This is a genomic window from Desulfovulcanus ferrireducens, assembly GCF_018704065.1.
GTDB classification, from domain to species: domain Bacteria; phylum Desulfobacterota; class Desulfovibrionia; order Desulfovibrionales; family Desulfonatronovibrionaceae; genus Desulfovulcanus; species Desulfovulcanus ferrireducens.
The window spans coordinates 16,159-40,860 of the sequence record NZ_JAGUQP010000006.1 but is presented as its reverse complement, the minus strand read 5'-3'; the positions used below and the strand labels follow the sequence as shown (position 1 = coordinate 40,860).

Sequence of the window (24,702 nt, the reverse complement as noted above, 5' to 3'; positions counted from 1 at the left end):
AATTCTTTCACATTTGACGTGGTAGGTGCCGCTGGCAAATGGGGTTTTCTAATTACGTCATTCTGAGCGAAGCGAAGAATCTGGTTTTCTACGTTGGAGATTCTTCGGTCGTTTCGCTCCCTCAGAATGACGAGACGAGGTGTGGATTCTCAGTCTGCTGAGCCACCAGATTTTCTCCCACAAGAGCTTTGTTATTTTTTGTTAGTTGAGCTGAGCCCGGCTTAGGGTTTTATGTTAAAATTTTATCAATTATTGCGTAATTCTTTCACATTTGACGTGGTAGGTGCCGCTGGCAAATGCGTTCTTCTAATTACGTCATTCTGAGCGAAGCGAAGAATCTGGTTTTCTACGTTGGAGATTCTTCGGTCGTTTCTCTCCCTCAGAATGACGAGGTGTTGATTCTCAGTCTGCTGGGCTAGCAGATTTTCTCCCACAAGAGCCTTGTTATCTTCTGTTAGATGAGTCTAGCTTTTTATGCTAAAATTTTATCATAATTATTGCGCAATTCTTTCACATTTGACGTGGTAGGTGCCGCTGGCAAATGGGGTTTTCTAATTACGTCATTCTGAGCGAAGCGAAGAATCTGGTTTTCTACGTTGGTAGATTCTTCGGTCGTTTCTCTCCCTCAGAATGACGAGGGGTGGATTCTCAGTCTGCTGGGCTAGCAGATTTTCTCCCACAAGAGCCTTATTATGTTCTGTTAGCTGAGCTGAGCCCGGCTTAGCTTTTCATGCTAAAATTTTATCAATTATTGCGTAATTCTTTCACATTTGACGTGGTAGGTGCCGCTGGCAAATGGGGTTTTCTCAACCTTGTTGTTTTGACATTTTTATATGAGCCATTTAATTACCTTTTAGGGGAGGTTGCTCGTCTTGAGGTTGAGTTGACCTGAATATGGGTTTGATTAAGCTTTTTGTGATTTTTAAAATTCCGTATCACAAATTATGAATTGAGATGTTTGCAAAAGTATGTTTAAAGTTGCCAAGTTATTCCCCTCGCCATGACGTATAACCACAATAGTTTAGTCTATTTGAGGAATTTTTAAGATAAAGGAAAATAATGGAAAATTTTTTGGAAACAAGTATTACCTTTAAAGACAGTGCCCTGGTTCAAGAACTATTTGGACCATATGGACAGAATCTGGATATAATCCACAAGACCACAAATACGTTGATAGAAAGCCGGGGGACAAGCATTTACCTCAAGGCCAGAGACAAGCACTCCTTGGACTGGGCCAAAAATTGTTTGGTACAATTTTATGACCTCTTAAAGTCAGGGTATAAGGTTTATCCACAGGATATTGAAGCCGGGCTTAAAATACTCTCCAAGGATAGCAATGCCAGTTTAAAGAAGATTTTTAAGCAGGAAGTATTTGTGGTTTCGCCCAGGAAGACTATTGCCCCCAAGACATTAAGCCAGAGAAACTATTTGCAGGCTATAAAGGAAAGTGATCTTGTCTTTGGGATTGGGCCGGCTGGTACAGGCAAGACCTATCTGGCAGTAGCGGTGGCAGTGTCCTTTTTGATGCAGAAGAAAGTCAAGAGGTTGATTCTGGCCAGGCCGGCCGTGGAAGCAGGGGAAAAACTCGGTTTTTTGCCCGGTGATATGCTGGAAAAGGTCACTCCATATTTAAGGCCTCTTTACGATGCTTTGCATGATATGCTTGATTTTAGGAAAGTCCAGGAAATGTTGGAAGCAGGCGTGATTGAAGTGGCACCGCTAGCCTTTATGCGAGGAAGAACATTAAATGACGCCTTTATTATCTTGGACGAGGCTCAAAATACTACGCCCGAGCAGATGAAGATGTTTTTGACCAGGATGGGTTTCGGGTCCAAGGCGGTGGTTACCGGCGATGTGACCCAAATTGATTTGCCGGGGACAACAAAATCTGGCCTGATCCAGGCCCAGAGAGTCTTAGAGAATGTGAAGGGAATCAAGTTTGTTTATTTTGATGAACAGGACGTCATCCGTCATAATTTGGTCGGACGAATTGTTAAGGCTTATGAACGATATGAGAGCCGGGAAGAAGAAGTTGAGAAGAAAGGAGGAAATTAAGAAGTTGAGAAGATGATATATTTAAAAACAAATACCCGTATAAACCCTGCGCTGCCTATAAGCAAACGTGAACTTTTACCCATCCTGGAAAAAATCATGTCTTTTTTGGGGCTGACTGAAAAACATCTAGAAGTGGAACTGGTTGATGATCACAGCATTGAAGAACTAAATAAAAAATTTTTAGGCTGCGTTGGTCCAACCAATGTACTTAGTTTCCCGGCAGAAGACGAGAACAACCCCCAACTCCTGGGGCAGCTGGTTTTAAGCATCGATACCTTAAGCAGGGAAATCTTTTTATATGGTCAGGAGGTACAAGAGCATCTTGTGCGTCTGCTTGCGCATGGGATTTTACATTTGGCTGGTTTTGAGCATGGGATGCTTATGGATGATATGACCCAAAGCTGTATTGATTATGTCAGGCAAGATGAAGAAGAAACTTAAAATCCTCGTTGTCCTGCCCATGTATGGCGGCTCTTTGCCCATAGGCCAGTACTGTGCTCAGGCTCTTAAAGATATGGGGCATCTGGTTGAGGTGTTTGATGCGCCTGAGTTTTACTCGGCTTTTACGGCCTTAAAGAAACTTCGAATTCGTTCCACAGATTTGGAATATCTGGAAAATAGTTTTTTACAGGTAGTCTCCAACGGTGTGCGGGCCAAAGTGGACAATTTCGGGCCTCACCTGGTTCTGGCGATGGCCCAAGCTCCTATAAGCAGACAGACTTTGAACCAATTGCGCCGGGATGGCGTGGCAACCGCCATGTGGTTTGTGGAGGACTATCGAGTTTTTGGCTATTGGCGGGCTTTTGCTCCTTATTACGACTTCTTTGCCGTGATCCAAAAAGAGCCTTTTTTTTCTGAACTGAAAAAAATTGGAGTGGATAACTCTCTCTATCTTCCGCTGGCTGCCCAGCCGGATTTTCATCGTCCCCTGAATTTGAGCCCTGTTGAAAAAAAAATGTATGGTAGTGACGTATCTTTTTTAGGGGCGGGTTATCCCAACAGGCGAAAGGCTTTTAAGCAGCTTTTACATTATGATTTTAAAATTTGGGGCACGGAATGGGATGGTGATGTGGCCCTTGCCCCATTGGTACAGAGAAATGGGCAGCGTATAAGCCCTGAAGAGGCTGTAAAGATTTTTAATGCCAGTAAAATTAATCTCAATCTGCATTCCAGCATAAAAGATGATCGGCTGGTAAGCCTTGGCGACTTTGTCAATCCCAGGACCTTTGAACTGGCTGCTTGCGGTGCTTTTCAATTGGTTGATGAGCGTGGTTTACTTGGAGAACTTTTTGCCCGGGATGAACTGGTCACCTTTAAAAACTTGGACCAGTTGCAGGAGCAGATAGACTATTTTCTGGTACACGAGGAAGAGCGCCAGCTTTTTGCCGGCAAGGCCAGGGCCAGGGTGCTAAAAGAACATACTTATGTACATCGAATGCAGACCCTGCTTGATTATATTGATGAGCAACTCGACTTTGAAGGACTTAAACAAGACCTTGAACCCTGGTGGACAGATTTGCCCGAAGATTTACAGGAAGAACTCGAAAAGCTTTTGGATAAGCTGGGACTGGCTAAGAATGTGGATTTTAAAGATATAGTCCATTTCATCCGACAGGAACAAGGAAAGCTTACCCCTCTGGAAACAGCAATCCTGTTTCTGGATGAGTGGCAAAAACAGTATGTGCGTTGAAAGCTTAAGAGTTCAACTTTCGGAGGTAATTTACGAGCACATTTTTTTCAATGCTGACAAAGACTTGGACACATCTAAGGCTTGCTTGCGGGCTGTGCATAAAGGGATTTTTGGGTTAAGTGTTGCTCAAAATAGTTTCTGTATTTATGTTGTGTTTTGATAGTTTTGTAAGGTAGCCCCCGATGCACGGCTTTTCCGCAAGCTTTACCAAGATGTGTTACCCAAGCCGTTTATAATGCATTTCAAAAAATGCGCTCGCCAAAAGTGTTGAAATTCTAGAGAGTTAGACAACTCAGAACATTGAGTTAAAAGGTTAAAAGGAGATAAGATGTTAAAACCAGGTATTGGATTTTGTCTTGAAGGTTTGCCAATTATCATCTGGACATTTTTGGCTACCATTGTCTTTGCTTTGCTGGAATGGAATTTTTTGGCCATTTTAGGTTTAGCCGCATCACTGTTTGTACTCAATTTTTTTCGTGATCCGCAGCGGGTAGTTCCTCAGGAACACGGTCTGGCTGTGGCTCCGGCTGACGGCAAAGTAGTGAAAGTGGAAAAAATGACAGACCCCTTTTCTGGCCAGGAAAAGACGGCCATTTGTATCTTTATGAATGTTTTTAATGTGCATGTTAACAGATCCCCTGTTACCGGACAGGTAGAAGGGATAAAATATTTTCCCGGTAAATTTATAAACGCCTCTTTGGATAAAGCTTCTAAAGATAATGAGCGCAATGCCATATTGTTAAAAGATAAAGAGGGAGAATTTTGGACAGTGGTCCAGATTGCCGGGCTCATTGCACGGCGCATTGTCTGTTGGGTTGAGCATGGAGATCATTTGCATCGTGGAGAGAGGCTGGGAATGATAAAGTTTGGTTCCAGGGTTGACCTTTATCTTCCTGATGGATATGAACCATTAGTCAAGATAAACGACAAAGTATTTGCCGGTCAAAGTATAGTTGCAAGAAAAAAGGCATAATACTAAAAAATATAACGCATAACACTTATACAGGTATGGATCAGGACATTCGTCCCAAACATAAAGGATTTTATATCCTGCCCAATTTACTGACTACAGCCAGTCTGTTTTCTGGTTTTTTGGGTATGCTTTGGGCCATTGAGGGGCGGTTTGAGCATTGTGCCATAGCCATTTTGGTCAGCTGTCTTTTTGATGGTATGGACGGCAAGGTGGCAAGGCTTACCAAGGCCAGTTCTGATTTTGGTGTTCAGTTCGATTCTTTGGCGGATTTGTCCTCGTTTGGGATTAGTCCGGCAGTAATGGTTTATTTATGGCAGACGCATAAATTTGGGCGTATTGGGTTGGTAGTCAGTTTTCTGCTTGTGGCTTGCGGCGCCTTAAGGCTGGCGAGGTTTAATGTTCAAGCTAAAGAGTTGCCCAAAAAGTTTTTTATTGGTCTGCCTATCCCGGCTGCTGCCTGTACTTTAGCTACCCTGGTCTTATTTTCCGAGTATATTCCGAAAAATTGGGTTGAGCCTGTTTTACCTAAAGTGGCCTTGATTTTGACCTTTGTTTTGGCCTTGGCCATGGTTAGTAGGATAAAATATGCTTCCTTTAAAGAAGTGGAAGTAGTCAAGGCCCATCCTTTTACAACGACGGTGAGCATTATCATGCTCTTTGTTCTGGTTGCATCCGAGCCCAAGTTGCTCGGTTTCTTGTTCTTCATAGGCTACCTGTTATCCGGTCTTATTTACACCTTCCTAATACTACCCCTACGTAATTCTTCCAAGCTACGGGAGCCCCGTAAGGAGCTCTCGTAAACTATTTACCCCCACATACTGGACGTTTATAAGTCCTTATTTCAAGCCAAAACTTACTGGTTAGATTGATTTGATGGGTTGAAGTTGCCCAATTAACTTATACTTGTACAGTGCGGGCACAAAGCATTGTGCACCTACTTAACTCAATTTGAGAGGAGGTAAAAATGTCAGATAAGGTATTTATTTTTGATACGACTTTGCGTGATGGAGAACAGTCCCCGGGCGCGACCATGAATTTGCAGGAAAAGGTGCGTCTTGCCAGGCAATTGGAAAAGTTAGGCGTAGATATTATCGAGGCTGGATTTCCTGCTGCCAGCCAGGGCGATTTTGAGGCCGTGCAGAATATCGCCAGGGCTGTAAAAAATTGTCAGGTGGCAGGGCTTGCCCGGGCAGTGCAACGCGACATTCAAACCGCCTGGGATGCGGTAAAAGAGGCTGAGGATCCACGCATTCACACCTTTATTGCTACATCTGACATCCACCTGGAATACAAATTACGTAAGACCCGGGAACAGGTCCTGGAAATGACAAAAGAGGCAGTCTCTTTTGCTTCCTCGCTTTGTCCTACCGTGGAATTTTCAGCTGAAGATGCTTCCAGATCAGACTGGGATTTTCTGGTTCAGGTGGTGGATGTGGCCATAAAAGCCGGAGCCAAGGTGATCAATATTCCGGATACTGTAGGCTATGCCCAGCCCCAGGAGTTCGGACGTCTGATTAAGTATCTTTTGGAAAAGGTTCCTGATAGTGATAAGGCTATTTTCAGTGTTCATTGCCACAATGATCTGGGCCTGGCTGTTGCCAATACCTTGGCCGCGATTGAGGCTGGAGCAAGACAGGCTGAGGTCACTATAAGCGGTATAGGGGAGCGTGCAGGTAATGCTGCCTTAGAAGAAGTAATTATGGCTCTTTGTGTACGCAAGGATTATTATAATTTAGATACCAATATTGTCACTGAGCAAATTTTCCCTTCCTGTCGCCTGTTATCCATGATTATCGGGCAGCCCATACCTCCATACAAACCTATTGTCGGGGCCAATGCCTTTGCCCATGAATCAGGTATTCATCAGGATGGAGTGTTAAAGCATCGCCAGACATACGAAATCATGACTCCGGAAAGTATAGGAAAAACTTCCAGTGATTTGGTCATTGGTAAGCATTCGGGCAGACATGCGCTCAAGCAGAAGCTGGATGAATTGGGTTATACTCTGGAGGAAGAGCAGATCAATCAAGTTTTTGCAGCAGTCAAGCGTCTGGCCGATAAAAAGAAACAGGTTTATGATGAAGACGTGGAAGCAGTTGTTCTGGAAGAGATTTTCCGTATCCCGGATAAATACGAATTGATTTATTTATACTGCACTGCCATTTCCGATGACAAGGCTTCGCCCAGTGCTGCCCTGAAGATGAAGGTTGATGGCGAAGAGAAACAGGAAGCAACCTTTGGTGTGGGACCCATTGATGCAGTATTTAATACCATTTGCAGATTAACAGAACGCAATCCTAAACTTTTGCGTTATTCTGTTAATGCCATTACCGGCGGAACTGATGCCCAGGGTGAGGTTACAGTCAGACTGGAGGAAAACGGGGTCACTGCTGTTGGAAGAGCGGCTGATGCTGACATCATTGTTGCCAGTGCCAAGGCCTATATCAATGCCTTGAACCGGTTGGCTAAGAAGGAAAGGGAGAAGCGGGTTAATGTTGAATGATGAATGTTGAATGTTGAATTAAAAAATAGGGTTAACCTAACCACTCAACTACTCAACTACTTAACTACTAAACCAAAACAGGAGGAAGAAATAAATGGAGCAAACCTTAGCCCAAAAGTTATTGCAAAGAAATTGCGCAGAAGAAGTCAAAGAACCTGGGCAGATTGTCCAGTGTAAAGTTTCCCTGGTTTTGGCCAATGATATTACAGCTCCCCTGGCCATAGAATCTTTGGCTAAAATGGGTGCGGATAAAGTTTTTGATCGGGACAAGATCGCCCTGGTCTGTGATCATTTTACTCCTAATAAAGATATTGAGTCTGCTGAGCAGGTTAAAAAAGTGCGCGAATTTGCCAGAAGGTTGAATATCACCCATTATTATGAGGGGGGAAATGTTGGGGTTGAGCACGCGCTTTTGCCTGAACTGGGCCTGGTCGGACCGGGCGATATAGTAGTGGGCGCTGACAGCCATACGTGCACTTATGGTGGCCTGGGAGCCTTTGCAACGGGTCTTGGTAGCACGGACATTGCCGGGGCCATGGCCTTGGGCGAGACCTGGTTTAAAGTGCCGGAAAGCATTCTGGTTAATATCTTTGGTGAATTAGATGAATATGTCGGTGCCAAAGACCTTATTCTTTATCTTATTGGTCAAATCGGGGTTGATGGTGCCCTGTATAAGGCCCTGGAGTTTACCGGCGAAGTAGTGGAAAATATGGATATTGAGGGTCGGATGACCATGGCCAATATGGCCATTGAAGCCGGGGGAAAAGTCGGATTATTTCCTGCCGACTCAAAAACCCTTGCCTATGCAAAAGAGCACGGGCGAGATGGTGACGAACAGATTTTTCCTGATCCTGGTGCTGAATATGTGCGCAGGGTAGATATTGATGTTACAGGGATGTCTCCACAGGTTGCATGTCCACATCTGCCGGAAAATGTACGGCCGGTTGAGGAGTTAAAGGATGTTGTCGTGGATCAGGTTGTGCTTGGTTCATGTACCAATGGCCGGATTTCAGATTTAAGAGATGCAGCCAGAATTTTAAAAGGCCATAAAGTGGCCAAGAATGTTCGCTTTATTGTGCTCCCGGCAACACCAGCTATTTATCGTCAGGCCTTGGAAGAAGGTTTGTTGGAAATTTTTGCTGAGGCTGAGGCCATAATTGGTCCTCCAACCTGCGGTCCCTGCTTGGGCGGACACATGGGTATTTTAGCTGCCGGAGAAAAATGTCTGGCAACCACCAACCGCAATTTTAAAGGCCGCATGGGAAGCTTAGATAGCGAAGTTTATCTGGGCAGTCCCATGGTCGCAGCTGCAACAGCCATAACTGGAAAAATTACTCATCCGAGGGAAATTTAATGTTGAATGTTGAATGATGAATGTTGAATTATTTTATAGAGCAACAGGTAACAACATATTAAATCTTCAATTTTTAACTTTGAACATTGAACTTTGAACATTGAACATTAAAAAAACGGGAGGAAAATGTGCAATATACAGGCAGAGTCCATAAAGTAGGCGATCATATTGACACAGACGCCATTATTCCGGCCAGATTCCTGGTCACTACTGATCCTGAAGAGTTGGGTAAAAATTGTTTTGAGGGGCTTGAGGAAGGCTGGATCAAGCGAGTGCAACCTGGTGATGTTATTGTTGCCGGCAAGAATTTTGGTTGTGGTTCATCCAGGGAGCATGCGCCCATAGCTATTTTAGGTGCTGGAATTAACGTGGTCATTGCCCATAGTTTTGCCCGTATTTTTTATCGTAATGGATTTAATATGGGTCTGGTTTTATTGGAAATCGGAGACAAGATCGAGGAAATAAAGGAAGGCGATGAGCTGCAAATTGATGCGGTCAAGGGAGTGATCGAAAACAAGACAACGGGCCAAACCATTAAAACAGCCCCTATTCCGGAGTTTATGCAAGAGATTTTACAAAAAGGCGGGCTGATCAATTATGTTCGGGACAGATTAAGTGCGTAACTTCTCAAGAAGTTGTGGCAATGCATGGTGCAATGGGTAAATTTTTTCTCGCCCGTTTGCTTCGCTTACTAGAGGCACAGAGACACGGAGTTTTCCCTGAGCTTTGCTCAGGTAGCTGTTTTTGATACAGGCCTGGCTTGGCCTGCATTCTCTGTGACTCCGTGCCTCTAGCGACCAACGGGAGCGGGTGAGAGATGAAATGGCCACTGGTTATTGAAAAGGTACTTAAGAGCAGCCTAAAGGAGGAGAATAAAGATGGAGTTTAATATTTGCTTGCTCCCAGGAGATGGCATCGGGCCGGAAATAGTCGAGCAGGCGGTCAAGGTTTTGAAAGCTATTGGCCAAAAGTTTGGTCATGAGTTTGTCTTAAAACAAGCATTAATTGGTGGAGAGGCCATAGATAAAACCGGTTTTCCTTTGCCTGAGGAGACAGTAGAGATTTGTAAAGAAAGCGATGCTGTACTCTTGGGGGCTGTTGGCGGACCAAAATGGGATAATATAGACAAAGACAGGCGTCCAGAAAGGGGACTTTTAGGTATCAGAAAAGAACTGGGCCTGTTTGCTAATTTGCGGCCGGCAAAGTTATTTTCTGAACTCAAAAATGCTTCTCTTTTACGCCCGGATATTGTTGATAAGGGAATAGACCTTTTGGTGGTAAGGGAACTTACCGGCGGGATCTATTTTGGCCAGCCCAAAGGCGAAGAAGTTCGCGATGGAAAGCGTGTGGCCTTTAATACCATGATTTATGATGAGGACGAAATAAGAAGAATTGCACGCCTGGCTTTTGAACTGGCGCGTAAAAGAAGAAATCTCGTCACTTCTGTGGACAAGGCAAATGTCCTGGACGTGTCTCAGTTATGGAGAGAAGTAGTCGAAGAAGTCAGTAAAGAATATCCGGATGTTACGCTTAATCATTTGTACGTGGATAATGCCGCCATGCAATTGGTGCGCGATCCAGCCCAGTTTGATGTAGTAGTAACCTCTAATTTGTTTGGAGATATTCTCTCTGATGAAGCAGCAGTAATTACCGGTTCTTTAGGTATGTTGCCATCGGCCTCCATGGGCGAGAAAAGCCCGGCCCTTTACGAGCCTATTCACGGCTCAGCCCCGGATATAGCCGGCCAAAACAAGGCTAATCCTTTAGCCACTATCCTTTCAGTGGCCATGATGCTTGATTATTCTTTTAACCTGAAAGAAGAAGCCCAGGCCATTGAGCAGGCAGTGCAAAATGTCCTGGCTAAAGGCTACAGAACCGGAGATTTGCTGGAACAAGGCAAACAACTTGTGAGTTGTTCTGAGATGGGTGATTTGGTGTGTAAAGAAATTTAATGCATGTGTCTGCCATGCGCCTGCAAAAACAGCGAAGCGGAGTTTTTGCAGGCGCATCTTAAACTATGAACTCCAGAAAATTATCCTTTGAAATTTGTTCAAAAGAAGCTTCAGGATAAGTATTTATCCAGAGCTTCTGAGCTTTTTTTCGTCTGGGAACTCATTTAATTTCATAACCAGCCAACTTGCCGTCAACTTCCTCCTCCAGATCGATTTCCTGCCGGTCATAAGTACGCCAGAAATAATGCCTGGTATGTGGGTTTGCAAATATGATTGCCTTTTCAACCTTTCCACAAAAATAAAATTTTCCCATAACTCACCAACATCGTTGCGCAAAGATAGAGGATTAAAATTATTGATTACGGCATTTAAAATGCCATTATCCAGAAAATAATATCTTGCTGTCTTTGAAACTTCTTTACGCAAGTTACGGGCAAACCCTGTAACCTTTTTAATCACAAAACACTTTTCCAGCAAATCAAGATAGCGCTCCACTGTCTGTTGGGCCAGGCCAATCCTGGTGCCAAGTTCAGACAAAGATACTTCTTTCCCAATTTGAAAGATGCGCCTGTAAAAATTCCGTTTTTGTAGGCAGTTTTGAGTTATTTCAAGTAGTTATGAGAACATGTTTTTGTAAAAAAGTTGATATGTTAGTTTTAGCAGTAGCGTCTTTCAAAATAATATTTGATAAAATTATTATTTTTTATCTTATTTGGTAATATAAGAATTAATATTTAAATTTTATATAGACAGTATTGGGTAAGTGCTCAATCATCTAGGCTCAATTTGACAAATTAAATGAAAAATTTTTTACAAGCGAGGAAGATTTGCAGGGCGCAGAATGTTGTTTGTTGTGTATATTGTATTGAAATGCTTAACTTCTTAGTAAATTTGAAAAAAGAGCTCTTCTCTTGATTTTGAGGTGGAAATATGGTTTGTTTTGTTTAAAAGGTGAGGTTAGAAATAATATATAAAATAAGTTATGTGGTAACGACTAATAAGACAAATGAAAACAGAAGGGAGTTGTCATGAAGGCATCAAAAACTATGATTTTAATCGGTTTTCTTTTTCTGTTGCTGCTTCCATCTTCTGTTGTCATTGCAGACGATGACGACCATAAGGAAGATAAAAGATGGTACCAGAAAATTTACGATGACGACCATGATGATGACTATCACCACGGTGATGATGACCGTGATGATCATGATGAAAGTTATTTAAAATCTGTGAACAATCCAACCTATGAAGCAGAGTGTAGTGGGTGTCATTTCCCTTATCAACCAGAGCTGTTGCCTTCCGCCTCTTGGATGAAGATCCTTAATCAATTAGATGATCATTTCGGAGAGGTAGTAGAAATTGATCCTGATTCAAAAGAAATTATTTCTGATTATCTAAAATCGAATAGTGCAGAAAACTCTTCGTCAGGACTTGCTGTTAAAATTATGCGAAGATTAGGAAATCATGTTTATATGAGGATTACCGATATCCCTTATATCATAGAAGAGCATCATGAGCTAAACCCTGAAGTTTTTGAACGTGAATCCATTGGTTCATTATCAAACTGTATTGCATGTCATACAACGGCCGAAAGAGGTATTTATGACGATGATAATGTAAAGATACCCCGATAAGGCACACATAACAATCGTATTCAGCTGACCCCAAGCACGGCGGCGGTTTTTTCAAGTGTACTAGTCAAAACAAAATCTGACAACCTTAACTAAATCTTACAACTGCCAGAAAGGATAACCACTGTCAGATTTTGTTTTGACTAGTACACCTAAAATTTATTAAAAATAACCTTTGCAAGATAATTTATATCCCAGGCAGCCTTTTTCCTTCTGGCTTTGATACTATGTTTTGATTTTTTATCCTGTTTACAGAGGTTAATAGCTATCCGTCTTAGAACTGACATATTTTCTGGACCATGACCTTTCCGAATGCGACTACTATCTTCTCCAAAGGTTACATCTAACACCCAGTGCAAGGAATTTTCTATACCCCAATGATTACGGCTAATTTGCACGGCCTCGGATGCACAACATGCTCGACTACAGATATAATACCTTTTTTCTATGGTTCGTTTATTGCCTGTTTCTCTGATGTTTTCTATCATGATAATTGACTTAAGCTCTGGCCACTCTTCCCTTTGTGGAAGCCAGTCCACATCTTGCCAGACTATACCTTTACGCGTTTCTACCCGACCATGACCGCTTGTTATCTCCTGATAACTTTCACACTCTTCTTCTGATAAGCCTTCAAAGAAGGCTCGAATATCTTCATAAAGCGTATTCTGATTTGCTTTTACTGCCAAAAAGTAATCTCCACCATTTTCTTTTATCTTCTTGGCTATTTCTTTTTGACATCCCATAGCGTCGATACTAACTGTGGTTTTCTTAATATCAAGAGTATCCAGTAATTCAGGAATCGCTGTAATCTCATTAGATTTATCATCTACCTTGAGTTGACCTAAAACCAATCCGTTCTCTGATGCCCAGGCACTAATCACATGAATAGACTTCTTGTTTGCTCCTTTATCATATGACCTTCTGATAGTCTTGCCATCTAACGCTATATGATTAACTTTACCCTCAGGAGAAATCACTCCTACAATTTCTCTTAAACATTCAACCATAGTCTCAGGCTTAATCATTGTCAGTACCCGGTGAAAAGTATGCTTTGATGGAATACCATTAGGTAACTTCAAATATTTCTTAACCCAAGTTTCCACGGAAGCGCCAAAATTTAGCAAATTTTGGCCAAATTTTGGGTTTTTTGATTCAATAACCTGTTGATTTTATTGACTTAGAATTTTTCAAAGGGACAATGTAGTGCCCATAAAATAAAATTAGTGCTTGCAATCGAGGTGAAATGTGCTAGCATGACTACATGTTTATCCGTGCTAAAGCAAAAAAGAACAAAACATCCAGTAAAATATACTATACCCATGAGTTGGTTGAGTCGGTCCGCACTGAAAAGGGACCACGGCAACATATTCTGCTTTCCCTTGATCCATTCGACCTGGATAAAAAGTATTGGAAACAACTAGCAAAACGAATTGAAGAGCTACTCAACGGACAAAAGCGCATTCTACATTTGGACGATCATATTGAAGCCCTGGCTCAACACTATGCAAAGTTGCTCATCTCCAAAAAAATGGCAGAAAAGAACGAATTCACAGAAAATGAAGCTGATTTCCATATGGTTGACGTCAATGCCATTAGTTCTACAGAAGGAAAGTCTGTGGGGCCTGAGCATGTCGGGGTGCAGGCCATGGTTCAACTTGGTTTTTTTAAGCTTTTCAAAGAACTTGGATTTAACAAAACAACTATGGAGTTGGCTACATTACTCATTGTCGGCCGTCTCATCCACCCCAGCAGCGAATGGGAACTCAAACGATTTGCCGAAGAAGAAAGTGGCTTGGACGATATCCTGGGTACTGACTTCTCCAGGATATCAAAACATGCTCTCTATAACACCTCAGACATCCTGTTTGAGCACAAAGAGCAGATTGAACAATTTATAAGAGAATACAGCAAACAACTTCTGGGACTAGGTGAATCCATTATTCTTTATGATCTGACCAATACTTACTTTGAAGGTAATGTGCCCTTCTACCAAAAGGCCAAGCGGGGCAAGTCCAAAGAAAAACGCAATGACCGTCCTTTGGTTACCCTGGGCATTGTCTTGGATGAACAGGGCTTTCTCAAGACAAGCCGTATCTTCGAAGGCAATGTCAGCGAGTCAAAGACATTACTGGATATGGTCAATGAAGTCCATAAACAGGCCCAGGGACAACATCCGCCTTTGCCACTTGAAAAGCCCACCGTAGTCATTGATGCCGGCATTGCTACAGAGGATAACCTAGCCAACCTCAAGTCGGAAGGATTCTCCTACATTGTAGTCTCACGGTCAAAGCCCCATGAGCTCCCAACACCAGAGTTCGTTGAAATCAAAGAGGGCATAAAAGTCCACAGTTTCCATCAAGGTGATGAACTTTTTCTTCACTGTCTGAGCGAGGCCAAATCCAAGAAAGAAAATGCCATGGTCAACAAAGCCAGGGAGAAGATGGAAAAAGAATTATCATATCTCCGTGAAGGCCTTGGCATCAAAAGACGGCTCAAGAGATATGACAAGGTCTTGGAAAAGATTGGCCGTCTGCGACAGCAATACAGCCGGGTTTCTCCAGGCTTTGACATTCAGGTCACAGCCGATGGACAAAATGCCGTGGACATCATCTGGGAATTTGATAAAGAGCGACTGGGCAAACCCTATAATGGCAGCTATTTTCTGCGCACTGACCGGACAGACTTAGCTGATGAACAAATCTGGTCAATCTATATCATGCTCACAGTGGTAGAAGACGCCTTTCGCTGTCTGAAGGACGAGCTTGGCCTACGCCCCAATTTTCATCAGAAGCCAGAACGTATTGAAGGCCATCTTTTCATCACTGTTTTGGCCTATCATCTCCTGCATTATATCCGCTACCGTCTAAACGAAACAGGTCTTTTTCATCGCTGGAAGACTATCAGGTCATGGTTATCCACCCATCGGATCATGACTACAAGCTTGCCGACAGAAGCTGGTAAGGTGATACATATCCGGCATTGCACAACACCTACGTTCAAACAGCAGGAAATCTATTCAGCCATGCATATCACCAGCGAGTCTGTGAGGAAACGGAAAATAATTACATCGCAAAAGTAGTGCCCGTAAAATTAGTCCTTTTTTGGTTAACACATTGAAATATTAGATTATTTACTCAACAACACTGGAAACTTGGGTTAAACCATTGAATATGCGTTTCACCAAAAAGTTGCATATCATAGTAAGAATCAGCATTGGCAATGATAGCGCAAATTGCAATGAAAAGAATATCACTTAATAGATGTAACTTGGTTCTATCTACCCTTGGATCCGGCACTTTCTCCAAAATATGGATAATGTCATTAATCATAAGCCCTCCTAAAGTTTTTAGGAGAGTATAAAAGATTTTTAAACAGAAAAAAAGCAAAAAATTCGCGTTTAAATAAAAGAATAAACCTATAACCAACTGAAATAGTTGGTAAAATAAAAAAATGTCTCCCTAGCCTTAACTATCCTACCTGAAAAATTAAGCAAGACTTATTTAGATGAGATAGCCCTGGATTGACCACGAATTCGACTTTCCATATTTAACGACCGGTTCAAAACCGATGATACCGGTGCTCCTGCCTACGACCCCCAAGGTATTACTGAAAATCATCCTCTGCGCTTATTCACGAGGTATTGTTTCCAGCTGCAAGATAGCCAGAGCCTGTAAGGAGAATATCATTTTTATGGTCTTATCCGCTGATACCCGGCCCCATTTCACGACTATTGCCAACTTTATTTCCAGCATGGACAAAGAGATCGTCCAGCTTTTTCTGGTAGTGCTTTTAGTCTGTGATGAGCAGGGATTAATCGGCAGGGATATGTTTGCCATTGACGGCTGTAAATTACCAAGCAATGCTTCCAAGGAATGGAGTGGAACAAGGACGGGGTTTAAGAAAAAGGTGGCTGAGATGGAGAAGGCGATAGAGAAGATGGTGAGCAGGCACAGTCATCCATTATAAATAATACCACCCTTATCTTTATAAAGCTTCAGGATTTCCTCTGCTTCCTTTGCGAGTAGCCCCTCTTCAACTATAATCCCTGCATTTTTTAAATACTGCCAGGATTTATCAAAAACAGGCCCTTCATCAAAGCCAATGGCCCTTGCAGCTTTGCCTGAAGCCCCGAAAACAATCCGCTTGACCCCAGACCACAACGTGGCCCCGAGGCACATGGCGCACGGTTCACTGGATGAAAAGAGTTCATAATCACCAGCATCGCCTAATGAGTAGCTACCTACTCTTTTTTGGGCCATGAGAAAGGCCACGATTTCGGCGTGGAGTACACTCAAATTGGACCAGGTGACGAGGTTGATACCTACTGAGACTAACTTGCCACTATTCATTTCAAAAATAGCAGCGCCAAAAGGACCCCCTGTATTGTTTTCTACATTGGCTTTGGCCAGGGAAAGGGCCAGGTGCATTTTTTCTTCATCAGAGTTAATATTCTGGTTTAGCCGGACTGATTTTTTTAGCCAGTCCGGATAATCAATTTGGATAATGGGCAGTGTGTCCATATTTTATGATACGCTTGCAAAAACTTCGCTTCGCTGTTTTAGCAGGCTTAGTTCAAGGTTCAAAGTTCAATGTTTTTAAGGTGTTAAACTATTACAAGTTTGCAAAAAGTCAAAAAAATGAGTTTTTGCAGTTAAATCTTTTATGTTTTGCTACGGGTTGACAAAATGATTCCTAACGCAATCAATACAATGCCCGCACCATGAAACCATCGAAGGGATTCTCCCAGAAATATAATGGCCATAATGCTGCCAAACACGGGCATCAGATGTATAAATAGCCCGGCGCGGTTTGCCCCTATAAGTTCCACACCTCGGTTATAGCAGAGGTAGGAAAGAATCGATGGGAAAATCGCTACATAGCCAATAGCCAGTAGAGTAGGGCGATTGAAGGAGATGGAGCGCATGGTAAAGGTCTCCCACAAATAGAGAGGCAGCAGCAACAGTGAGCCGATAATGAACGTGGTGGCCAGAAAGCTAAGCGGATGTACGGAGGGCCGCTTGCGCAACATCACTGAATAACCAGCATAGGAGATCACAGCGATGAAGATAAGGACGTCGCCACGGTTCATTGACAGCGAACTCAGCATCTTCAAGTTGCCTTGCGCAATGATAATAAAGGCTCCGATTAAGGAGATCACGACACCAATGCCTTGCATGACAGTAATTTTTTCCCGGAATATCAGGAAGGACATGGCCACGATCAGCACTGGCATAATCGACTGCATTAGGAAAGCGTTGATTGCAATGGTCCACTGAAGGCCGATATAAAGCAACGTATTGAACGAAGCGATACCAATGGCCGAAAGAAGCAGCAGTATAGGCCAGTTGCTCCGTAACGTGTCCCAGTCTCGTTTTAAATGGGGTATTGCCGGCCAAAGCACCAGCAGCGATGCGCAGGACCAACGCCAAAAGGCCAGCGCAACCGGTGGCACATCAGCGCGTACAGCCCGGCCTATAATAAAATTGCCAGACCAGAAAAGTACAGCTAATGTAAGTAAAAGATATGGTAAATTATAGATATTTAAGCTTATATTCTTTTGCATGCTCTCAACCATTTTTCAATAATTATTAGCCGAGGCTACTTTACCCCTACTTCATGACACCCATCATTTTCTTGATCCGGCACACACCACATAGTTCCCCTGAGGTAGGATAACCACATTCGGGGCATGGGTTGAGTTCCTGACCCTGTTTTTGTTCCAGAAGCTTGAAGGCTTTTTGTCCCCGTTTTAAAAATCCTTCGTAAAATTGGAGTTTGCGACCGGGTTGGTTAAATTCAAGTTCGTCCAGAAGTTGTTTATAATAGGTAAAACTGGCTCCGGAGCTATACGGGCAGGGGGTAAAACCGTACTCAATTCCTACCAGATAACACAAATTGGCAGTTTCAAATTCTGTCAAACGATACAAGGGTTTGACCTTGCGCATAAAGCCATTTTCAGCAGGGAGAAGTGGCCCCTGGTCACTAAGGTAGGCTGTATCCCAGCGCAGGGTGTTCGAAAGCAGTCTTGCCACTTCATCGTTTAAGTTGTGACCTGTGGCCAGGACAGTGAATCCATGGTCCAGGGCAAATTTGTTAAAATAATACCTCTTGATTTGACCACATACCGAGCAAACAGGACGCCTGATTCTTTTTTTGACTTCCGGAATTGCCAACCCTTCATTTTTTATTTCCAAAATTTTCAATTTAATGTTAAACTTTTTACAAAAGTTGGTTGTAATTTCCCTGGCCTTTTCAGAAGAATCCGGGATAGCCAGGTCAATATGGAGGCCGGTGACATCATAGCCAAGATTGGCCAGTTGCCAGGTAAGGGCCAGAGAGTCCTTGCCTCCACTTATGGCTACCACGACTTTATCATTTTGGGTCAGGAGTTTGTGATCCTTGATGGCCTTTTCTACCTGGCGTTTAAAAAACAGTAGATAACAGTCTGCGCAAAAAGCGGTGTTATGGCTGGGCAAGGCCACTACAGCTTGTTTTTGACATCTTCTGCATTTCATTTTTTGTATCCTTTGGCTCTGTTAAATTGAGTATATCTTGCCGTTTGTAATGATTTCTTTTTTAACCTCTAGAAATAACAAGACGAATGGTTATGTTATCATTGTGGTAAAGGCGTCTGTCAGGTGTTAAAAGTTGACCATCGCGGATAACCAAGGCTTGGGTAGGGCGCAAATTTAATTTATTCAAAAGACTGAGGACTGTCTTGGGCCTCCTGGGCAACTCGATTTCTTTGTTTTCAGGCTCGATAAAGACTTTCATAAGTTAATCCTCTCAGGGCTAATAGTTAAAACTTAAAAGGAGAAAGTCATGAAGGGAAAAATTTTAGTTATTGATGACGAATTACACATCCGTATGCTCTATCAAGAGGAACTGGAAGATAAAGGTTATGATGTCATCACCTCGAATGGGAGTGATAATATTTTAAAAATCATCGAAAAGGAAGAGCCAGATGTCGTGATTTTAGATATTAAGTTGGATGGCAACAAGTGTGGTCTGGATATCCTGCAGGAAATCCGCACCAGAGACCAGGACGTCAAAATCATTCTCTGCACTGCCTACGACAGTTTTCAGCACGATGTAAAGTCTATTGCTGCGGATTACTATGTGGTTAAGTCTGTCGACCTGACTGAACTTATGGATAAAGTGGAGCAGGCTCTATCTGCACGGTCTCGTCAAACTCGGTCCCACCAAAAGCTGGATGAATAATGTAGCTATATTTACCTCTTTCTTCTTATCTGATATTTATATACGGCCATATTGTGTTCTTTAAGGCTTGAACTAAAGAAGTGAGTGCCGTCTCCTTTGGCCACAAAATAGAGATAGTTATGTTTTTCCGGGTTCAATGCCGCTTTTATGGATGCAAGGCCTGGCGAACAGATTGGGCCAGGAGGCAGGCCTTTATGGGTATAAGTGTTGTATGCATTTTGTTTATCTTGAAGGTGCTTTTTAGTCAGGTTGCCATCAAATTTTGGCCCTAACCCGTAGATTACGGTAGGATCACACTGTAAAAGCATTCCCTTCTTAAGTCTATTAAAAAAAACACCGGCTATGCGTTTTCTTTCTTCTGGCCGTGCTGTTTCTTTTTCTACCAACGAGGCCAGGATTAACTTTTGATATATTTGATTAAAAGATAAGCCTGTCCACAGGTCCCTGGTCTTTTGCCAGAATTCTTGAATAAATATACCAACAATTTCTTGCCCGCTGTAGTTTTTGGATTTGGATAAAAAATAGGTTTCCGGAAATAAAAAACCTTCTGCCGAAGGCGCATGAATGGACATACGGTCAAGAAAAGAGCGCTCTGTAATACTTCGGGCAAATTCGTCAAAGGAACAGAAACCATTTTTTTCCACTAATCTTCCAATTTGCCACCAGGTTAAACCCTCCGGAATTCTAAGAGGATATAACACTTCAGAACCTTTGGTTAACTGGTCCAGAATTTTGGCTAAGGACCAGGAAGGACTGAGTTTAAACTGGCCGGCCTGGATCTTGTGGGCCTCACCGTTCAACTTGGCCCCAAGAATAAAAATTTGTGGATGCTTAATGATTTTTTGGTTATAAAGGAGGGCGGCAACTTCTTTTAGAGATTGACCGGGCTTTATGTGTACAATCTTATCTGGGCCGTATCCAGCCTGAGGCTGGGTCCATGACCGGTATACATAGATTAGTGTGGAAAGGAAAATTACAGACAGGAACAGGCAAAAGAGAAGAACCAAGCGTAATTTGTTCATATCGTTTTAAAACCATGCTTCTCAAGTTCACCACATCATAACTTATTAACCCTGTGAAGCCCTGTTCAGAAATGATTCCAAAATCAGCACTGCTGATAACTCATCCAGATATTTTTTGCGTTTTTTCCCTTTGATTCCTTGTCTTTTTAGCCGACTTTCAGCTTCATAGGAAGTCAGGGCTTCATTGACCGTGTGAATGGGTATGGCGGTGCGTCGTTTAAGGCTGGCAATAAAATTATGCACCTGCCTGGTTGTCAAGGTTTCCTGGCCATCAAGACCTATGGGCAGGCCCACGACAATAGCTTCTATATTTTTTTCACGAATTAGTTGCATTAACCGGGAAAAAAATTCATCACGCGTAGTTCTGATAATGGTGGTCAGGGGAAAGGCCATACGTCCCTCAGGATCGGATATGGCCAAGCCGACGCGTTTTATTCCAAAATCAATACCCAGATAGCGCATGATTTTTTTAGAGGAAGGAAGATGAGAAATTGAGAAGATAAGAAGTTTGGAGAACACGGTGGTAAATGAAGTATAAAGTGTCCTGATTTCATAACTTCCCATCTTCCCAGCTTCTTAGCTTCCCAACTTCCTACAATTTTATAACTCTCTGGTTATCTTTTACTTTTCCTTTTTTGAGAGCCTTTAAAAACTCTGTCTTCCATTTTGGCCCACCTACTTGTTCAGCCAGAAATTCGACTGTATGCAAAACCCTATGCTTATCTTTTAACTCCATGAGGCTTCTTTTGATGCCGATTTTACATGAAGGACAGCCAACTAAAATGGGTAACTTCTGGGAGTAAGAGGGTAAAACTTCGCGTAGACGCTCAATTTTTTGGTCTCTTATGCGGTTATATATTTCAGGGGAGGTCAGGGCTCCCATACCACTCTCACCACAGCACCCGGGATTAATTCGAACTTGGCTGTTCAGGAATTCGCCCAGGTTTAGGGCGTAGATTTGCCCGGCCTTGGCTAGATTTGTCCCTGACCACTCGGCGTGACAGCTTGGATGATAAATGAGTGTCTGCGGACTGTTTTCTGGCTTTATGGACAGGTTTTGCAAGAGATACTGGACCACGTCCATCTGAACCAAGGATGAAGAAGGGCTACTCAAGTCGTATTCTTTGATTCCTTCCCGGCAGGTTCCACAGGATGTAAGAATATGGCTAGGAACAATGCCCCTGGAATAGTTTTTTAACACCATCTCTTGAAGAATTTTTTTGTTCTCCTGGGCTATCTTGTGATAAGACTCTGTACAACCAGAAGCCAATAATGGATAGCCACAACAGAGATGGACCGGTGGCAGTATAACCGCGGTATTGGATTTGAGTAAAAGGTAGAGCGCGGACAGGCCAATGGAGCGGTAAAAAAGGCCAGCCCCACAGCCAGGAAAGTAGATTACAGCCTGTGTAACTCGTGTTTGGTCCGGGACAAAAACAGAACCCTGCTCCAAATGAAGAGCTTCGGCTAGATTCTTATATTCGGTTGTCGGGCCTTTGCCTCGAAATAGAGGGTTGTCCAGTTTCTGCCGCCAGGAAGCAGGGATAAAGCCAACCACTTTGTTTTGAATTTGTTGCCCAATGCTGGCAGCCTTGGCTGCTTTGGGTAACAAATGCTGGGGATCCTGGCTTAGAAAGTGAAGTATTTTCTTTTTTAAAGGATGGCCACTGGCATTTTTGGAGTCCAAAAAGGAGCGTGATTCCAGGGCAACCTGTGCATTATTAATTTTTACCGGGCAGACATAGGTGCATTTGCCACAGGCAGTACAGTGCTCCATTATTTTGCGTAAGTGTTCCAAAAGTTCAGGGTCAGGTTCACCGGTCAAGAGTTGGGAGTAATAAATGGCCTCAATTAATGCCCCCAGGGTGATATTTTTGTTGCGAGGGTGGAACAAAAGTCTTTTTTGCGGCAGAAACATCGGGCAGACCTGTTTACATTTTCCACACCTTGAACAAGTTTGAATATCTTTTAGTAAGTTAATTATCTTTTCTTTTTCCGAAATGGCAGTTTTTTTGATATCTTCAATAAGTTGATTGAAAGAAAAGGTATATGGTTCAACAGGAATTTCTTTCTGGGTCAGTTTATTGGGATTGAAAATATTATTTGGATCAACAATCCTTTTATATTCCCGTAGGGCCTTGATTTTCTCTTCGGCCAGGTAGCCTATTTTGGTCACACCAATGCCATGTTCTCCTGAAATTTGGCCTCCCATACGTAAAACCTCAGAAAATACTTTGGACGCGGCTTCTTCGGCCAGGTGGAGCATTTCGCGGTCATTGGAATTTACAGGAATATTTACATGGCAATTGCCATCACCGGCATGCATGTGATTGGCAATAATTATTCGGGTCAGGAAGAGGTTTTCTAAAATGTCTTCTAATTCATTCTGGAGTTTAGGATATCTGGATTTTAGATCCTGGAAGAAGAATCTTATCTGTAGTTCCAGTTCCTGTTCCGGCAATTCATCTTTGGTTAACCTGCCTTTGAGGATATCCGAGGTTACATCCAGTTCCATGTGAATGAACTCATCATCGATATCCACCCCTTTGAGATTGTTTACTTTCAACAGGGCCTTACGGTAGGCCAGAGCCAGATAGTAAAGATTTAAATTTTCAATAAAATCAGAAAATTCAGGGACTACTTCCAGGGGAATGACTACATCTTCATTGATTTTAAATCCGCTGGTGCGTTTGGTAATGGCCGAAAGTTTATGCCTGTCTTCCCAGAAGTGTTCGGCTTCTTTTTCATCTCTGGCCACAAAGATATCCACTCCCTCATAAGGGGTGGCAATATCCACTATTCTCTGCACAGCCTCATCCAGGGCTTGGGCATCATTAGAATCCAGTTGTAGAATGAGCACTGAAATGGGGTGGCCTTCGTACCTGGTGGATTTTGTCTTGTAATCAATGGCCTGGACATATTTGGTCCCGAACTCTTCTAAGGCTGAAATCTTTACCAGGTCGCCATTTCGTCTGATCTCGTCACGAAACGCAACTACATCCTTGATGACGTGCATGGCGTTGCGCATGGATTTGCCAAAAAACTCCAGACACAGGACTTTGGATAGAGACATTTTCGGGTGCAAGGTAAAACAGACTTCAGTAATGACCCCGTCCACTCCTTCCTTTTGAATGCCAGGCAACCCACCTAAATATTTATTGGTTACGTCTTTTCCCAGACCAGGGGTTCTGATTTCTGAGCCCTTTAGTGTGATTACTTCTTTTAATTTACCTTGGGCGTTGTAAATTTCAAAGACAGCTGTCTCATCGGGCAGAATTTTGTGCCGAGGATGGTTTTTACGCCTTACCTCAATGAGTTCCCCGGTGGGCATGACCATCTTGTAGCTTAAGATATTGTCCAGGGTTGTGCCATATTCAAAGGCGAATGGTCCTCCTGCATTTTCCGAGACATTTCCGCCCAGAGAGGAAGCAGCTTTGGATGCAGGATCAACAGTAAAAAGCAGTCCCTTTTCATCTGCGGCCTTGATGGCATCTAAGGTAATGACCCCGGTTTGAGCGCATAAAACCATATCCTTTTCATCGATGGAAAGGATTTTTTTCATCATGCTCGTGCTTAAGATCACAGAACGCTGGGCCCCTGGAATAGCGCCTCCGGTCAAACCTGAACCACCCCCACGGGGAATGAGGGCGAAATTCATTTCATTGGCAAGCCGTGTAATTTCCTGTATCTGTTCTGTAGTCTCCGGGAAAAGGACCATTAAAGGCAGTTCCATGCGTAGATCAGTGGCATCAGTCGAACATTCGGCAATTATGTTGGGAGCCAGGCCAATGTTTTCAGAAGGCAGGATAGAGGATAGTCTTTTGATGAGCTTGTTCTTAAATTCCTGGTCTTGCTCAAATTCGCGCCAGTAATTCTCCAGACAGGTTGAGATGATCTGATAATAGGTTGAAGAAAGGGTATTTTTTTCAGTCTCCAGCCTGGACCAGACACTTTGGCGTACCAGTTCAGGCTTGATAAAGGGGTTGTAGCGGATAATGAAAATTTCCGCGGCCAGGCTTAATGCCAGTTCCTGGACGGATTCAGGCCACGAGCGGAACTGCTCCAAATTGAGTTTTAAGACCCTTTTTATCAGACGTTCTGAAGCAAGAGAGATATGTGGTTTTCTTTGAGCCATGATGTAAAAAACCTTTTATTTGCAGTTAGGTTGAAGAAAAATAATTAGTCTAACCCGAAAGATGTTGGAAGGCAAGGAGAAGGTCAAGAGGCAAAAACGTGAAAAATATTAAAGGGGTTAGGAGGTTTAAAAGACAGAAGGGTAAGAGGGCTTATCCTTCTGTCTCTTC

General features: G+C 42.9%; 23 protein-coding genes. 13 read left to right on the top strand and 10 right to left on the bottom strand.

All coding sequences use genetic code 11. The features are described 5' to 3' along the window. Positions 1 to 1,059: 1,059 nt before the first annotated feature. The 9 genes from KFV02_RS03395 to leuB all read left to right on the top strand — a co-directional run bounded on the left by KFV02_RS03395 (position 1,060) and on the right by leuB (position 10,527). Positions 1,060 to 2,055, top strand: a complete 996-nt coding sequence (locus tag KFV02_RS03395) for a PhoH family protein (RefSeq protein ID WP_252380127.1) — start codon at positions 1,060 to 1,062, stop codon at positions 2,053 to 2,055. A gap of 12 nt (positions 2,056 to 2,067) precedes the next feature. Further along, the gene (gene ybeY / locus KFV02_RS03390) at positions 2,068 to 2,496 is read left to right on the top strand and encodes an rRNA maturation RNase YbeY (protein ID WP_252380126.1); all 429 of its coding nucleotides are present in this window, start codon (positions 2,068 to 2,070) and stop codon (positions 2,494 to 2,496) included. Beyond that, positions 2,480 to 3,745: a CgeB family protein gene (locus tag KFV02_RS03385; RefSeq protein WP_252380125.1), complete on the top strand. Its 1,266-nt coding sequence runs from the start codon at positions 2,480 to 2,482 to the stop codon at positions 3,743 to 3,745. The genes ybeY and KFV02_RS03385 overlap by 17 nt, the downstream gene beginning before the upstream one ends. Before the next feature lie 328 nt (positions 3,746 to 4,073). Beyond that, complete coding sequence (locus KFV02_RS03380; RefSeq protein ID WP_252380124.1) at positions 4,074 to 4,718, top strand: phosphatidylserine decarboxylase family protein; 645 nt, start codon at positions 4,074 to 4,076, stop codon at positions 4,716 to 4,718. Between the two features lie 35 nt (positions 4,719 to 4,753). Further along, complete coding sequence (pssA, locus tag KFV02_RS03375; RefSeq protein ID WP_252380123.1) at positions 4,754 to 5,518, top strand: CDP-diacylglycerol--serine O-phosphatidyltransferase; 765 nt, start codon at positions 4,754 to 4,756, stop codon at positions 5,516 to 5,518. A gap of 164 nt (positions 5,519 to 5,682) precedes the next feature. Further along, complete coding sequence (locus tag KFV02_RS03370) at positions 5,683 to 7,221, top strand: 2-isopropylmalate synthase (RefSeq protein WP_252380122.1); 1,539 nt, start codon at positions 5,683 to 5,685, stop codon at positions 7,219 to 7,221. A gap of 94 nt (positions 7,222 to 7,315) precedes the next feature. Then, on the top strand, positions 7,316 to 8,575 hold the full coding sequence (leuC, locus tag KFV02_RS03365) for a 3-isopropylmalate dehydratase large subunit (protein ID WP_252380121.1): 1,260 nt from the start codon (positions 7,316 to 7,318) through the stop codon (positions 8,573 to 8,575). A 128-nt stretch (positions 8,576 to 8,703) separates the two neighbouring features. Then, positions 8,704 to 9,198 carry a 3-isopropylmalate dehydratase small subunit gene (locus KFV02_RS03360; protein WP_252380120.1) on the top strand — a complete coding sequence of 165 codons (495 nt, stop codon included), beginning with the start codon at positions 8,704 to 8,706 and terminating at the stop codon, positions 9,196 to 9,198. A gap of 255 nt (positions 9,199 to 9,453) precedes the next feature. After that, positions 9,454 to 10,527, top strand: coding sequence for a 3-isopropylmalate dehydrogenase (leuB, locus tag KFV02_RS03355; RefSeq protein WP_252380119.1), 1,074 nt, complete (start codon positions 9,454 to 9,456; stop codon positions 10,525 to 10,527). Positions 10,528 to 10,650: 123 nt separating this feature from the next. On the opposite strand, the gene KFV02_RS03350 is transcribed toward leuB, so the two are convergent. After that, entirely contained in the window at positions 10,651 to 11,082 is a 432-nt protein-coding gene (locus KFV02_RS03350; RefSeq protein WP_434800280.1) for a DUF4143 domain-containing protein, read from the bottom strand. Between the two features lie 473 nt (positions 11,083 to 11,555). Here KFV02_RS03350 and KFV02_RS03345 point away from each other — a divergent pair, with 473 nt between their 5' ends. Further along, the gene (locus KFV02_RS03345; protein ID WP_252380117.1) at positions 11,556 to 12,158 is read left to right on the top strand and encodes a diheme cytochrome c; all 603 of its coding nucleotides are present in this window, start codon (positions 11,556 to 11,558) and stop codon (positions 12,156 to 12,158) included. Positions 12,159 to 12,307: 149 nt separating this feature from the next. On the opposite strand, the gene KFV02_RS03340 is transcribed toward KFV02_RS03345, so the two are convergent. Beyond that, positions 12,308 to 13,279 carry an ISAs1 family transposase gene (locus KFV02_RS03340; RefSeq protein WP_289510058.1) on the bottom strand — a complete coding sequence of 324 codons (972 nt, stop codon included), beginning with the start codon at positions 13,277 to 13,279 and terminating at the stop codon, positions 12,308 to 12,310. Between the two features lie 137 nt (positions 13,280 to 13,416). On the opposite strand from KFV02_RS03340, the gene KFV02_RS03335 reads away from it, so the two are divergent. Continuing rightward, the gene (locus KFV02_RS03335) at positions 13,417 to 15,234 is read left to right on the top strand and encodes an IS1634 family transposase (RefSeq protein WP_252380115.1); all 1,818 of its coding nucleotides are present in this window, start codon (positions 13,417 to 13,419) and stop codon (positions 15,232 to 15,234) included. Between the two features lie 55 nt (positions 15,235 to 15,289). Here the strand turns inward: KFV02_RS03335 and KFV02_RS03330 are convergent, their stop codons facing one another. Beyond that, on the bottom strand, positions 15,290 to 15,484 hold the full coding sequence (locus tag KFV02_RS03330; RefSeq protein ID WP_252380114.1) for a transposase family protein: 195 nt from the start codon (positions 15,482 to 15,484) through the stop codon (positions 15,290 to 15,292). A gap of 238 nt (positions 15,485 to 15,722) precedes the next feature. Between KFV02_RS03330 and KFV02_RS03325 the strand changes: the two genes are divergently transcribed. Continuing rightward, positions 15,723 to 16,121 (top strand): transposase, encoded by a 399-nt coding sequence (locus KFV02_RS03325; RefSeq protein WP_252380113.1) that lies wholly within the window; start codon positions 15,723 to 15,725, stop codon positions 16,119 to 16,121. Here KFV02_RS03325 and KFV02_RS03320 read toward each other — a convergent pair. The 4 genes from KFV02_RS03320 to KFV02_RS03305 form a co-directional block, all read right to left on the bottom strand. Further along, on the bottom strand, positions 16,109 to 16,675 hold the full coding sequence (locus KFV02_RS03320; RefSeq protein WP_252380112.1) for a nucleoside deaminase: 567 nt from the start codon (positions 16,673 to 16,675) through the stop codon (positions 16,109 to 16,111). The genes KFV02_RS03325 and KFV02_RS03320 overlap by 13 nt on opposite strands. 140 nt (positions 16,676 to 16,815) lie before the next feature. Further along, positions 16,816 to 17,718, bottom strand: coding sequence for a DMT family transporter (locus KFV02_RS03315; protein ID WP_252380111.1), 903 nt, complete (start codon positions 17,716 to 17,718; stop codon positions 16,816 to 16,818). A 46-nt stretch (positions 17,719 to 17,764) separates the two neighbouring features. Next, complete coding sequence (locus KFV02_RS03310) at positions 17,765 to 18,670, bottom strand: adenine nucleotide alpha hydrolase family protein (RefSeq protein WP_252380110.1); 906 nt, start codon at positions 18,668 to 18,670, stop codon at positions 17,765 to 17,767. 61 nt (positions 18,671 to 18,731) lie between these two features. Then, the gene (locus KFV02_RS03305; protein ID WP_252380109.1) at positions 18,732 to 18,929 is read right to left on the bottom strand and encodes a ubiquitin family protein; all 198 of its coding nucleotides are present in this window, start codon (positions 18,927 to 18,929) and stop codon (positions 18,732 to 18,734) included. A 48-nt stretch (positions 18,930 to 18,977) separates the two neighbouring features. On the opposite strand from KFV02_RS03305, the gene KFV02_RS03300 reads away from it, so the two are divergent. Next, the gene (locus tag KFV02_RS03300) at positions 18,978 to 19,376 is read left to right on the top strand and encodes a response regulator (protein WP_252380108.1); all 399 of its coding nucleotides are present in this window, start codon (positions 18,978 to 18,980) and stop codon (positions 19,374 to 19,376) included. 11 nt (positions 19,377 to 19,387) lie between these two features. Here KFV02_RS03300 and mltG read toward each other — a convergent pair whose 3' ends face one another. From mltG to KFV02_RS03285, 3 genes are all read right to left on the bottom strand, one after another. Continuing rightward, the gene (mltG, locus tag KFV02_RS03295) at positions 19,388 to 20,398 is read right to left on the bottom strand and encodes an endolytic transglycosylase MltG (protein ID WP_252380107.1); all 1,011 of its coding nucleotides are present in this window, start codon (positions 20,396 to 20,398) and stop codon (positions 19,388 to 19,390) included. A gap of 45 nt (positions 20,399 to 20,443) precedes the next feature. Then, complete coding sequence (ruvX, locus tag KFV02_RS03290) at positions 20,444 to 20,860, bottom strand: Holliday junction resolvase RuvX (protein ID WP_252380186.1); 417 nt, start codon at positions 20,858 to 20,860, stop codon at positions 20,444 to 20,446. Between the two features lie 130 nt (positions 20,861 to 20,990). Continuing rightward, positions 20,991 to 24,533 carry an FAD-binding and (Fe-S)-binding domain-containing protein gene (locus KFV02_RS03285; protein ID WP_252380106.1) on the bottom strand — a complete coding sequence of 1,181 codons (3,543 nt, stop codon included), beginning with the start codon at positions 24,531 to 24,533 and terminating at the stop codon, positions 20,991 to 20,993. Positions 24,534 to 24,702 lie beyond the last annotated feature (169 nt).